This is a genomic window from Micromonospora sp. CNZ286 (assembly GCF_014207755.1).
In genome coordinates this window covers 4,960,133-4,972,529 of the sequence record NZ_JACHIZ010000001.1, presented here as the reverse complement: position 1 = coordinate 4,972,529, position 12,397 = coordinate 4,960,133, and the positions used below count along the sequence as shown (strand labels likewise).

Genomic DNA, 12,397 nt, shown 5'->3' with positions numbered 1-12,397 from the left:
CGGGCATGGCCGCCCGGGGATACGCAGCGATCAGCCGATCGGATCAACGTTTGACCGAAAAAATTCCCGGCGGTGGGGGAGTGGAGTCGACGGCGTCCGCGTCGTGGACCACCGCCGCGCCGCCGGTGAACCGGTCCAGCTCGGCACCGGCCAGCACCCGGCCGGGGAACCAGTCACCCGCCGCCCGCCGGGTCAGCTCCGGCACCGGCGGCTCCACCCGGGACGCCACCAGCACCAGGTTGCCGTAGCGCCGGCCGCGCAGCACCGCCGCGTCGCCGACCAGGCAGGCCCGGGGCAGCACGGTACGCACCGTCGCGACCTGGGCGCGGGCGTGCCGCAGCGGCGGGCCGTCGGCCACGTTCGCCAGGTAGCTGCCGCCGGGCGCGAGCACCCGGGCCACCTCGGCGGCGTACTCCACCGAGGTCAGATGCGCGGGGGTACGGGCGCCGGCGAACACGTCGGCCACGATCACGTCGTACGCGCCGTCCCGGCTCGACGTCAGCGTCGCCCGCGCGTCGGCCACCCGGACCTTCAGGCGCGGATCCGACGGCCAGGGCAGCTCGCGGCGGACCAGCTCGACGAGCGCGCCGTCCACCTCGGACACCCGCTGCGTCGAACCGGGCCGGGTGGCCTGCACGTAGCGGGGCAGGGTCAGCGCGCCGCCACCCAGGTGCAGCACCCGCAGCGGCGTCCCCGCCGGCGCCACCAGGTCCAGCGCGGCGGCGAGCCGCCGGACGTACTCGAACTCCAGGTGCGAAGGATCGTCGAGGTCCACATGCGACTGCGGCGCGCCGTCGAGCAGCAGCGTCCAGGAGCCCGGACGGTCGGCGTCCGGCACCAGCTCGGCCCGGCCGGTGTCGACGTCGGCCGTCACCCGGTCGGAGTCGCGTCGCCGGCCCATCAGCGCCGCATCCCGCGCGCCGCGGCGGTGAGCACCCGGTGCAGCAGCCGCGCGTCGCCGAGCATGCCCCGCAGCCGGCGTTCCAGCCCGGCGATCGGCACCAGGTTCTGCGGGGCGCGCGGATCCTTGTACGGGGTGGAGGCGAACCGGGGCAGCGTCACCAGCGACAGGTCGGCCAGCGCGATCGCCTCCGGCACGGTCAGGTCGGCCGAGCACTCCACCCGCACGATGCCCGCCCAGGGCGCGCCCGCGCGCACCGGCAGCCGCAGATACCACGACCAGCCGCCCCACGCCGTGCCCAGCCGGAACACCGGGCAGCGCTCGCCCGGCGCCAGCCCGGTCACCACAGCGGTGAGCCGGGCGTCCAGGTACTGGCTGTGCTGCGTCTTGATGTACCCGAGCGTGCGCGGCAGGTTCCGCCGGCTGCGCAGCGGGCCGTCCACCACCAGCAGGTCGCCGTCGGTGCGTACCGCGTCGGAGACGGCCACCTCCAGCGCGGTCAGCGGCGCCTGCACCGCCGCGGGCAGCTTGCTCAGCTCACCGGTGCCGCTGACCCGGTGCACCGGGTAGCGGACCGTCCCGGCGACCACGTCCTGCGCCGACGGGCTCGCCGTGAACAGGCCACGGCCCACCCGGGAACCGGCCATCTCGGCGGCGCCCCGGTCGAGGTCGCAGCGGACCACACCGGCCGCGTACGAGGCGGCGATGCCGGGGAACGAACCGCCGTCCTCCTCGGCCGTCCAGACGCTGGCGTCGATCCGGCGTACCCCGTCGACGAGCAGCACCACGTCCGGCGCCCGCACGCCAGCGCGCGGGCCGATCGCCCGCCAGTCGGTGGCCGGCAGCTCGACGTCGGCGTCGACCTGCGCGCTGCTCGGCGCGGCCGGCCCGGAGCCGCCCGCCGCCTCGAACGACGCGCCGTACGACGGATCCCAGGCGTCGACGAAGAACGCCGGCGACGGCCCGGTCACGCGGCGCTCCGCCGGCCCGTGCCGGTCACAGGCCGGTCCGTTCCACCCGGGCCGTCCGCGCGTCCTTGCGGACCTCGAACCGGACCGGGATGCGCTCGGCCAGCCCCGGCACGTGGGTGACCACGCCGACCATCCGGTCGCCCCGGGCGGCCAGGTTCTCCAGCGTCGCCGCGACCGTGTCCAGCGTCGCCGCGTCGAGCGTGCCGAAACCCTCGTCCAGGACGATCGACTCCAGGCTCGCGGCGGTGGTGGACATGCCGGCGAGCTGCTCGGACAGCGCCAGCGCCAACGCCAGCGACGCCTGGAACGTCTCCCCGCCGGACAGCGTGCGCACCCCGCGCCGCAGCCCCGCGTCGTGGTGGTCGACCACGAAGAACTCACCCTTGTCGTGGACCAGGTCGTACTGCCCGCCGGACAGCTCCCGCAGGATCCCCGACGCGCCGTCGACCAGCAGGTCCAGCGCCTCGGTGAGCAGCCAGCGCTCGAAGTTGTTGGCCCGCAGGTGCGAGGCGAGCGCCCGCGCCACCCGGGCCTCGTGCTCGTGCCCGGACCGCTGTTCCCGCAGCTCGGCGGCCTGCTCGCGGCGCTCGTCGAGCCGGCGTAACTCCGCCTCGGCCCGTTCCACCGCCACCGCCACGTCGCGCGGCGCGTCCTGCGGTGCGTCCAGCCCCACCGCGGTGAACAACGCGGCGATCCCGTCGGCCACCTCGGCCGCGGCCCGCTGCGCCGCCTCCACCGAGTCGGCCAGCCCGTCCCGTTCCGCGCGTCGCGCCCGCGCCTGCTCGCCCGCCCAGCCGGCCAGCGCCGCCCACGCCGCCGCCACGTCGTCCCGGTCGGCGGCCGGCGGCCCGAACCGGGCCAGCCCGTCGCGTACCGCGTCGAAGTCACGCCAGGCCCGGCGCAGCCGCTCCTGCGCGGCGTCGAGCGCGCCCCGCGCCCGCCGGGCCGCCTCCCGGCCGGCCCGCACCGCGCCGGCCGCCTCCTCCAGCGCCGTCCGCAGCCGTGCGTGCTCGGCCAGCGACTCGCGCAGCCGCTCCGGCGCGGGCGCGTCCGTGAGCTGCTCGTCCAGCTCGGCCAGGCGCGCGCCGAGCTGGTCGTGCTGGGTCCGGGCGCGCAGCAGCACCCGGTCGGAGTCACGGGCCGCGGTGTCGCGTTCCTGCACGACCCGCTTGGCCGCCTCGCTCGCCGCGCGCGCGGCCTTGCCCGCCTCGATCGCCCGGCTCACCGCCGAACCCTTCGGCACCGCCGGCACCGTGGTGACGGTCTGCTCGCACACCGGGCACGGCGCGCCGCCGACCAGGTGCGCCCGCAGCGCCACCGCCTGGTCGGCGGCCTTCGCGTCCTCGTGCGCGCGGAACGCCGACTCCAGCTCCGTCTCGGCCCGCTGCGCGTCCGCCCGCGCCGCCGCCAGCGCCTCCACCGCCGCCTCGTGCTCGGTCCGCGCCGCGTCCACCGCCGCGCGGACCGTCGCCGCCTCCGCGGTCAGCCGCTCCCGGTCCGCGTACGCCTTCAGGTGCAGCCGCAGCGCGCTCTCGTCACCGGCGGCGGCCAGCTCCCCGCGCAGCTTCTCCTCGCGCTCCTCGGCCAGCCCGACCGCGGCCGCCGCCTCGTCGGCCGCGACCCGGGCCTGCGCCACCGCCCGCGCCAGCTCGGCCGTGCCGTCCGGCGGCCGCACCCCGGCCAGCACACCCAGCTCGGCGTCGAGGGCGGCAAGCGCCGCGGCCCGCTCACCCGCCGTCGCCCGGGCCCGCTCCCATTCGGGTACGGCGGCAGCGACCGCTGCGGCCAGTTCCCGCATCGCGTCCACCCGCTCCCGGGCGGCGGCCAGACTCTCGTCGTCGACGTCGGCGAGCCCGCCGAGCATCTTGTCGACAGTCTCCAGCTTCGCCTCGGCCTGCCCGGCCCGCTCGACCGCCTTCTTCTGCACCGACTCGTAGACGCCCAGCCCGAGCAGGTTCACCAGGATCTGCTGACGGGTGGCCGGCTTGGCGTGCAGGAAGTCGGCGAACTGTCCCTGCGGCAGCACCACGCAGGAGGTGAACTGCTCGTACGGCAGCCCCACCGCGTCCAGCACCGCCTGTTCCATCTCCGCCGGGGTGCCCGCCACCACCTCGCCCAGATCGTCCGGGCTGAGCCCGGTGTCGAGCTTGGTGACGTCGAACCCCGGCGGCATGAGCTGGAGACCGGCGTTCGCCGTCTTCACAGTGCCCCGGCCGTCGCGCCGCACCACCCGGGTCGCCACGTAGCGGTCCCCGGCGGACTCGAAGACCAGCCGGACCCGCGCCTCGGTCGCCGACGGCGCCAGCGCGTTCGCCAGCCCCCGGGCGCCGCCCCAGCGCGGCACCGTCCCGTAGAGCGCGAAACAGATCGCGTCGAGCACCGTCGACTTGCCCGAACCGGTCGGCCCGACCAGCGCGAAGAAGTCCGCGTCGGTGAAGTCGACTGTCGTCTCGTCGCGGAACACCGTGAACCCGGCCATGTCCAGCCGCATCGGCCGCATCAGTGCTCCACCTCCTCGAGCAGCTCGTCGAAGAGTTCCCGGACACCCTCGTCGGCGTGCCCGCGGCTGTCCAGGTAGTCGCCGAACAACTCGCCCGGCGACCGGCCGGCCCGCTGAGCCGTCCGTGTCCCGCTGCCCGGAGCGGGCACCAGCTCCGGATCGATCCGGATCTCCAGCGCCCGGGGCAGCAGCTCCTGCACCTTCTCGCGCAGCCCGGCCCGGGGCTGCTCCCGGACGTAGACGCGCAGCCAGCCCTCCGGCGCCTCGATCTCGGCGAGCTGCGCGAGCGTGCCGCGTACCGTGCGCAGCGGCACCGCACCCGGCACCGGCACCTCGCGGATACGGGCGGCGGTGGTGGCTGTCACCTCCACGATCGTCACCGAGCCGACGTTCTCCTGCTCGCCGAAGTCGACGGCGAGCGGACTGCCGCTGTAGCGGATCGGGCACGGGCCGATGACCCGCTGCGAGCGGTGCAGGTGACCCAGCGCCACGTAGTGCGCGTTGCCGGGGAAGACTGTCGCCGGAACCGCGTACCCGAGCACCGTGTGCGCGTCCCGCTCACCGCCGCCGGTGCTCGCCCCGACCACAGTCAGGTGCGCCGTCACCAGGTGCACGCGGTCCGGCTCGGTGAACCCCTCGGCGAGGCGGTCCAGCACCCGCCCCAGGTGGTCGGCGTACGTCTGGTTGGCCTCGGCCGGGGTGAGCGTGTACATCTCCACCGCGCGCACCGCGTACCGCTGGGACAGGAACGGCAGCGCGGCGAGCCGCCAGCGCTCCCCGCCGGCGGTGACCCCGTCGACGACGTGCTCGTCCGGGTTCTCCCGGACGCTGCCGCGCAGCGTGATCCCGGCGGCCTCGGCCCACGGCCGCAGCGCGTCCAGCGCCGCGCCGTTGTCGTGGTTGCCGCCGATCGCCACCACGTCGGCCCCGGTTCGCCGCAGCGCGGTCAGCGCCCGGGTGACCAGCCGGGTCGCCTCCGGGGTCGGCGCGGCGGTGTCGTACAGGTCACCGGCGACGATCACCAGGTCTGGCCGTTCGCGCTGGGCGATCTCGATGACCTGGGCGAGGACCTGCTTGTGCTCCTCGGCCCGGGACTGCCCCTTGAGGACCTTGCCGACGTGCCAGTCGGAGGTGTGCAGGATCTTCATGTGGGTGCCGCCTAGAACGGGATGTCGTCGTCGGAGGAGCCGGAGCCGACCACCGCGAACGGATCGGCGGCCTGGGTGATCGACCGTAGCGTCTCCGAGGGCGCGCGGCCCGCCTCCGAGACCCGGGTGGCCCACGCCGGGAACGGGAACTCCAGGCAGAGCGGCACCGGGATGTCCGGCTGGTTGACGAACATCGTGCCCGGCTTGGCCAGCAGCGCCCGCTGCCGCTGGGCGGGCGGCAGGAAGCCGTACTCCGGGCGGGACGCCTCGGCCGGGTCGAGCCGGCCCACCACCCGGATCGCCGAGTTGGTGACGATCCGCCGTTCCACCTCGCTGGCGGTCTGCTGCGCGCCGACCAGGATCACGCCCAGTGAGCGGCCCCGCTCGGCGATGTCGAGCAGCACCTCCTTGATCGGCGACGAGCCCTCCCGTGGCGCGTACTTGTTCAGCTCGTCGAGCACGACGAACAGCAGCGGCTTGGCGGTGCCGGCCTTCTCCTTGCGCTCGAACTCGCTCTTGAGCGTCACGCCGACCACGAACCGCTGCGCGCGATCCGGCAGGTTGTGCAGGTCGACCACTGTGACCTGGGCGCTCTCCGCCGTGTTGATCGAGTGCGGGCGACGGGTCGCCAGGTCGCCCCGGATCAGCCGGCCCAGGTCCTTCTTGCTGCCGATGAGCCGCCGGGCGAACGCGTTGACGGTGCCCAGACCGACCGCGCTGCCCGCCCACTCGCCGCGTGTCTCGTCGTCGTTGAGCTGCTCGACCACGTGGTCGACCAGATCGGCGTACGAGCCGAGCCGCACCCCGTCGATGCTCACCCCGCCGTCGGCTGGCTGGGCGTAGCGGGCCAGGTGCGCGGCGACCGAGTGGACCACCATCGTGTACTGCTGGCGCTCGTCGTCCGCGTCGGCGAACACGTACGGCAGGAGCCGGTCGGCGCAGAACTCGGTCAGCGTCCAGTAGAAGCTGTCCACCCCGGTGAGCCGGCTGCTCACATCCGGCGTGCCGGAGGAGTCGCCGACCCGCGGCGGGGCGTACACCCGCACGTCCGGGAACGCGCCGGCGTCCAGGCCCAGCTTCGCGTACGCCGCCCGGGTCGGGTCGTCGAGCCGGCTGTTCGGGTGGTCGAGGAAGAGCAGGTCCTCGCCCTTGACGTTGAAGATCAGCGCCTTCGCGTTCACCGCGTCGCCGCCCAGCACGCCGGAGCGGAACACCGAGTAGAGCAGGAACGTGGCGAAGCTGGTCTTGGTGGCGACACCGGAGATGCCGGAGATCGACACGTGCGCGCCCCGGGTGCCGTCGAGGAAGTCGGCGTTGAGGTAGACCGGCACGCCGTCGCGGCCCATCCCCATCGGGATCCGCCGCTCCATCCGGTCGAAGTGCAGCGCCCGCGCCCGCGCGTCACCCTCGGCCCGGTGCACCACCGCGCCCGGCGTGGGCGGCACGTAGAACTCCGGGTCGACCCGCGTGGTGGTCACCTCGGCCGCCTCCTGCACCTGCGCCGGCAGCGTGCCGTCGGCGATGGCGAAGACGTCGGAGTCGAACTGCGCCCCCTCGTGCCGGGCGCGCACCTGGGTCACCACCCCGGCGATCGTCACCGGCTCACGGTCGGGCAGGTCGCGACGGGTCACCACCACGTCGTCGAGTTGCAGGTAGCTGCCCGGCGCGACGGCGGTCCAGAAGGTGAGCGGGGTGGCGTCGGCGGTGCCGAGCACCCGGCCGACACCCTCGCCGGGCCCGTCGAGCTGATCGTCGGTCATCGGCGGTCTCCGGTCGGCTGGTCGTACCGTTGGCGGTGCACGTCGTGCATCCTGCCCGAGGGATGCGACAGGTTGCCACGCGACGCGGCGGACGCCACGTCACCCGTGCGCCGAACGGTAGCCACCCGAATCCGCCCGATCACGATGCGTGCCTTTCCTCCACGTTCACCCCTCCGCCGCCCGCCGCGCCGCGCCGCCCCGCCCGCCGCGCCGCCCGCCGCTGCGGGGCCGTCTGCCGCGCCAACGCTGCCGGCTCCCGGGCGGCCCGCCCGATGACCGCCAGTGATGCCGTCGGGTGACCGAGATGCGGCGCGGCCCGGCGCGGCCCGGCGCGGCCCGGCCCGGTCCGGTCCGGTCCGGCCGCTCGGTGGAACACCACGGGTGCCTCCGCAGGCCGATGACACCCATGGCGTTCCACCCGTCGCCTGCCCACCCCGAACTCGCCGTTTCCGGTCTGCGCGTCCCGAGCCGCGGGAGTCGTGTCCCGCGTGTCAGGACGACGCGGAGATCTTGGTACGAAAGGGCCCCTCTAGGGGCCGTTTGATACCAAGATCTCGCGTGCCGCGTGCCGCGTGCCGCGTGCCGCGTGCCGCGTGCCGCGTGCCGCGTGCCGCGTGCCGCGTGCCGCGTGCCGCGTGCCGCGTGCCGCGTGCCGCGTGCCGCGTGCCGCGTGCCGCGTGCCGCGAGCGGGTCAGGCGGCGGGGGCGGAACCGGCGGGCGGGGTCTCGGCGGGGTCGCGGACGTAGCGCAGCATCAGCACGCCGTCGGCGGCGGCCAGCACGTGCCGCAGCGGCAGGTGACGCGGGACGCTGGCGTCCCCGGCGGTGATCCGGCCCGGCCCGGCGCCGGCGAGCAGCGGCGCCACGGTCAGGCACAGTTCGTCGACCAGGTCGGCGGCAGTGAGCGCGCCGAACAGGTGCGGGCCGCCCTCGCAGAGCAGTTGGCCGAGCCCGCGCCGACGCAACTCGGCCAGTCCGGCGACGAGATCGACCCGCCCGGGCGCGTCGGCCTGGTCGGTGCCGCAGCGGATCACGTCGGCGACGTCGGCCAGCCCGGGCGGCGGTACGGCGTCGGCGTGGGTGAGCACGATCGGCCGGACCGGGGCGTCGGCGAAGGCGGCCTGCGCCGGGTCGAGGTCGAGCGAACCGGAGACGACCACCAGCGTGGGGAACTCGGCCAGCCCCTGCTCGCGGCGCCAGGCCCGGCGTTCCGGGCTCAGCCGGACCGCCCGGTAGCCCTCGTGCCGCAGTGTGCCGGCGGCCACCACGAGACCGTCGCAGAGCATCCGCAGCAGGCCGAAGACCCGCTTGTCCGGCTCGCCGGAGAGCCCGGCCGAGTATCCGTCCAGAGTGACCGCGCCGTCGGCGCTGGCGACGAAGTTGACCCGCAGGTGCGGGCCGGCCGTCCGGCCGTAGAGCGCGGTGAGCTGCGGATCGGTGAGCGCACCGGTGACGGGTGCGGGCCAGATCCGTTCGATCGGGGTTCCGACGGTCATTCGCCGGCCGGACCGGTGACCGGAGGGGTGGGTTCGGGGGTACGGTGCTGGCAGTCGCACCACTTCCGGCCAGGACAGTCGTCGTGCCGCCGTTCCCGGCAGGCTCGGCAGATCATGCAGGCAGCCTATGCCCAGGAAGGATGGGACGTCGTGTCGCGTCAGATCTTCCAGCTCATGGTGTCGCTGGCCGGCGTCCGGCCGCCGGTGTGGCGGCGGGTGCTGGTGCCCGGCGGCTACACGCTGGACCGGCTGCACCGGGTGATCCAGCACGCGATGGGCTGGCGCGACTGCCACCTGCACTCGTTCGACGTGGACGGCCGGCAGTACGGCGAGCCCGACCCGGACGGCGAGCTGGCGCTGCGCGACGAGCTGGACGTCCGGCTGGACGCGCTCGTGGGCAAGGGCGACCGGTTCCGCTACACGTACGACTTCGGTGACTGGTGGGAGCACGACCTGGTGGTGGAGGACTGCTGCGCCGCCGACCCGGACGAGCGCTACCCGCTGTGCCTGGACGGGGAGCGGGCCTGCCCGCCGGAGGACGTGGGCGGTCCGGGCGGGTACGCGGTCCTGCTGGCCGCGCTCGCCGATCCCGCGCATCCGGAGCATCCGACCATGCGGGAGTGGGCCGGCCCAGCGTTCGATCCGGGCGCGTTCGACCCGGACCGCGCCACCGTCCTGCTGCGCCGCTGCTGCTGACCCGATCCCTCGCGCCGCCGACCGCGCGACCAACTGCACCGCCGATCGCGCGACCACTGCACCGCCGACCGCGCGGCCATTGCACCGCCGAACCGCGCGACCAGCCGGGCCACCGACCGCGCACCCGCCGCGTCACCGGTCGCGCGACCCGCGGCGCCACCGACGCGTCACCGACCGCGCGACCCGCGGCGCCACCCCGCACCGCTGACCGCGCGGTCCCCGCGCAGGGGCCGCGCGCCGACGCGGTAACGAAATGGGAACGCTCCCAACGGTCTATTGACACCCCTGTCACCTCCCGGCAACCTCATGGGAGCGCTCCCGAGAGTGGTGCGGATCTCCCTCCTGCCCGCTCCGGCCCGCGCGAAACGCACCCCCCACCACACAGCAGATATCGCCTCACCACCGAAAGAGGGGTCTCGGATGAGCGTCCCAATCCGTCGTCGGCGGTTCGCGGCCATCGCGCTCGCGTCCGTCGTCGTGCTCGGCACCACCGCCGCCTGCGGCGACGACTCGGACAGCGGCGACAGCGGCAGCGGCGGCGGCCCGGTCACCCTGGTCGTCGACGTCTTCGGCGACCAGGGCTTCGGCTACGAAGAGCTGTACAAGCAGTACGAAGCGGAGCACCCGAACGTCAAGATCCAGGAGCGGGGCAAGGGCCTCGGCCTCGGTGACTACAACACCCGTCTGACCCAGCAGATCACCGCGGGCTCGGGCGCCGGCGACGTGGTGGCCCTGGAAGAGGGCACCATCGTCCAGTTCTACGCCCAGGCCGACAAGTTCGTGAACCTCGCCGACCACGGCGCGAACGACCTCAAGGGCAACTTCCTGCCGTGGAAGTGGGAGCAGGGCACCACCCCCGACGGCAAGGTGCTGGGCCTCGGCACCGACGTCGGCTCGATGGCGCTGTGCTACCGCAGCGACCTGTTCAAGGCCGCCGGGCTGCCCACCGACCGCGAGCAGGTCGGCGCGCTCTGGCCGACGTGGGACGAGTTCATCGCCACCGGCCAGAAGTTCGCCGCCGCCGACAAGAAGCACAAGTTCGTCGACTCGGCGACCAACTTCTACAACGTCGTGCTGATGCAGATCGCGGGCCAGGGCACCGGCTACACCTACTACGACAAGAGCAACAAGCTGGTCATCGACCAGAACCCGGACGTGCAGGCCGCGTACCAGCTCACCACCAAGATGATCGCCGCCGGGCTGTCCAACAACCTCCAGTCGTTCTCCAACGAGTGGAACGCCGGCTTCAAGAACGGCACCTTCGCCACCATCGCCTGCCCCGCCTGGATGACCGGTGTCATCAAGGGCCAGGCCGGTGACGCGGCGGCCGGCAAGTGGGACATCGCCAAGGCGCCGGGCGCCGGTGGCAACTGGGGCGGCTCCTTCCTCGGCGTGCCGAAGTCGAGCAAGCACCAGAAGGAGGCCGCGGAGCTGGCCAAGTTCCTGACCAGCGCCAAGGGTCAGATCGGCGCGTACAAGGCGGTCGGCAACCTGCCCTCGAACCCGCAGGCGCTCACCGACCCGGCCGTGGCCGACTCGACCAACGACTACTTCAGCAAGGCCCCGGTCGGCAAGATCTTCGCCGCCGGCGCCACCGACCTGAAGCCGGTCTACCTCGGCCCGAAGAACAACGCGGTCCGCACCGCCGTGGAGAACACGCTGCGCGCCGTGGAGCAGGGCAAGTCGGCCGACGAGCAGTGGCAGGCGGCCCTGAAGAACGGTGCGGCCGCCGGTAAGTGACCGGTTGAGCCGCCCGCGGGTGGCGTCGGCAGCCCTGGCTGCCGGCGCCACCCGCGGTGCCCGCAGAGTCCGGCGTCGCCCGTGTGGCGGGTGACGTCGGCCGAGGAGAAGGACTCCCCATGAGCCTCGACCTGCACGCCGCGGCGCCGCCCGAGCCCGGCGCGCCCCGCGCCGCACGGCACACACGCCGCCGCGCCGCCTCGATGACCCGGCTGGACCTGAAGTACTCGCCGTACCTGTACGTCCTGCCGTTCTTCGTGATCTTCGCCGTGTTCGGCGTGTACCCGATCGCGTACACGGTCTGGATCGCGCTGACCGACCGGTCGCCGCTGAACTCGACGATCTCCTTCGTCGGGATGGACAACTTCGTCGAACTGATCACCGAGGATCCGCAGTTCTGGAACGCGGTGGTCAACACGTTCGGCATGTTCCTGCTCTCCACAGTGCCCCAACTGCTGCTGGCACTGATGCTCGCCAACGCGCTGAACCGGAAGCTGCGCGCGCAGACGTTCTTCCGGATGGCCATCGCGATGCCGATCATCACCTCGACCGCTGTGGTCGCGCTGATCTTCTCGATGATCTACGCCAAGGACTTCGGTCTGGTCAACTGGCTGCTCGACAGCGTCGGCCTGGACCCGATCGACTGGCGGGCGAACCGCTTCGCCTCCTGGTTCGCCATCTCCACCATGGTCGACTGGCGCTGGGTCGGCTACAACGCGCTGATCTACCTGGCCGCCATGCAGTCGATCAGCAAGGACATGTACGAGGCCGCGGCGCTGGACGGCGCCTCCCGGCGGCGTCAGTTCTGGTCCATCACGGTCCCGCAGCTGCGCCCCACGATCATCTTCACGCTGATCATCTCCACCATCGGCGGCCTCCAGCTGTTCACCGAGCCCCTGCTGTTCACCAGCGGCTCGGGCGGTCTCTCCGGTGGTTCGGAGGGCCAGTTCCAGACCATCACGATGTACCTGCTCGACGTGATGAACCAGCGCTTCCGGTGGGGTTACGCCGGGGCGGTCGCGCTCGTGCTCTTCGTGCTCATCGCGTTGATGTCGGCGATCAACTACCTGCTCGCCCGCCGCATCAGCTCCGACAAGTGAGGTGACGAGATGACGACCACCGCCGTCCGCCCGCCCACCCGGCAGAGTCCGCCGGTCAAGACCGCCCACCGGGCCGAGCGGCTCTG

Annotated in this window: 9 protein-coding genes; 3 read left to right on the top strand and 6 right to left on the bottom strand. The window is 73.7% G+C overall.

The annotated features are described in order from the left end of the window. Positions 1 to 43: 43 nt before the first annotated feature. From FHX31_RS21775 to FHX31_RS21750, 6 genes are all read right to left on the bottom strand, one after another. On the bottom strand, positions 44 to 901 hold the full coding sequence (locus FHX31_RS21775; protein WP_013474544.1) for a spermidine synthase: 858 nt from the start codon (positions 899 to 901) through the stop codon (positions 44 to 46). Beyond that, a complete protein-coding gene (locus FHX31_RS21770) occupies positions 901 to 1,872 on the bottom strand; it encodes a hypothetical protein (protein ID WP_013284849.1) in 972 nt (323 codons plus the stop codon). The genes FHX31_RS21775 and FHX31_RS21770 overlap by 1 nt, the downstream gene beginning before the upstream one ends. A 25-nt stretch (positions 1,873 to 1,897) precedes the next feature. Next, positions 1,898 to 4,372, bottom strand: a complete 2,475-nt coding sequence (locus tag FHX31_RS21765; protein WP_184977102.1) for an AAA family ATPase — start codon at positions 4,370 to 4,372, stop codon at positions 1,898 to 1,900. Further along, the gene (locus FHX31_RS21760; protein WP_184977101.1) at positions 4,372 to 5,520 is read right to left on the bottom strand and encodes an exonuclease SbcCD subunit D; all 1,149 of its coding nucleotides are present in this window, start codon (positions 5,518 to 5,520) and stop codon (positions 4,372 to 4,374) included. Before FHX31_RS21760 ends, FHX31_RS21765 begins: the two co-directional genes overlap by 1 nt. Before the next feature lie 11 nt (positions 5,521 to 5,531). After that, on the bottom strand, positions 5,532 to 7,280 hold the full coding sequence (locus tag FHX31_RS21755; RefSeq protein ID WP_013284852.1) for an ATP-binding protein: 1,749 nt from the start codon (positions 7,278 to 7,280) through the stop codon (positions 5,532 to 5,534). A gap of 691 nt (positions 7,281 to 7,971) precedes the next feature. Then, positions 7,972 to 8,775 carry a pyrimidine reductase family protein gene (locus FHX31_RS21750; protein ID WP_013474547.1) on the bottom strand — a complete coding sequence of 268 codons (804 nt, stop codon included), beginning with the start codon at positions 8,773 to 8,775 and terminating at the stop codon, positions 7,972 to 7,974. A gap of 150 nt (positions 8,776 to 8,925) precedes the next feature. Between FHX31_RS21750 and FHX31_RS21745 the strand changes: the two genes are divergently transcribed. From FHX31_RS21745 to FHX31_RS21735, 3 genes are all read left to right on the top strand, one after another. Further along, positions 8,926 to 9,471: a plasmid pRiA4b ORF-3 family protein gene (locus tag FHX31_RS21745; protein WP_184977100.1), complete on the top strand. Its 546-nt coding sequence runs from the start codon at positions 8,926 to 8,928 to the stop codon at positions 9,469 to 9,471. Positions 9,472 to 9,891: 420 nt separating this feature from the next. Further along, complete coding sequence (locus FHX31_RS21740) at positions 9,892 to 11,211, top strand: ABC transporter substrate-binding protein (RefSeq protein ID WP_013284855.1); 1,320 nt, start codon at positions 9,892 to 9,894, stop codon at positions 11,209 to 11,211. 119 nt (positions 11,212 to 11,330) lie between these two features. Then, positions 11,331 to 12,311 (top strand): carbohydrate ABC transporter permease, encoded by a 981-nt coding sequence (locus FHX31_RS21735; protein ID WP_013284856.1) that lies wholly within the window; start codon positions 11,331 to 11,333, stop codon positions 12,309 to 12,311. Positions 12,312 to 12,397: the final 86 nt, after the last annotated feature.

What these genes read in the sequence shown, in the direction of transcription:
- FHX31_RS21740 (WP_013284855.1), top strand. Translation starts at nt 9,892, where the DNA reads ATGAGCGTCCCAATCCGTCGTCGGCGGTTCGCGGCCATCGCGCTCGCG.
- FHX31_RS21765 (WP_184977102.1), bottom strand. Translation starts at nt 4,372, where the DNA reads ATGCGGCCGATGCGGCTGGACATGGCCGGGTTCACGGTGTTCCGCGAC.
- FHX31_RS21760 (WP_184977101.1), bottom strand. Translation starts at nt 5,520, where the DNA reads ATGAAGATCCTGCACACCTCCGACTGGCACGTCGGCAAGGTCCTCAAG.
- FHX31_RS21750 (WP_013474547.1), bottom strand. Translation starts at nt 8,775, where the DNA reads ATGACCGTCGGAACCCCGATCGAACGGATCTGGCCCGCACCCGTCACC.
- FHX31_RS21775 (WP_013474544.1), bottom strand. Translation starts at nt 901, where the DNA reads ATGGGCCGGCGACGCGACTCCGACCGGGTGACGGCCGACGTCGACACC.
- FHX31_RS21755 (WP_013284852.1), bottom strand. Translation starts at nt 7,280, where the DNA reads ATGACCGACGATCAGCTCGACGGGCCCGGCGAGGGTGTCGGCCGGGTG.
- FHX31_RS21735 (WP_013284856.1), top strand. Translation starts at nt 11,331, where the DNA reads ATGAGCCTCGACCTGCACGCCGCGGCGCCGCCCGAGCCCGGCGCGCCC.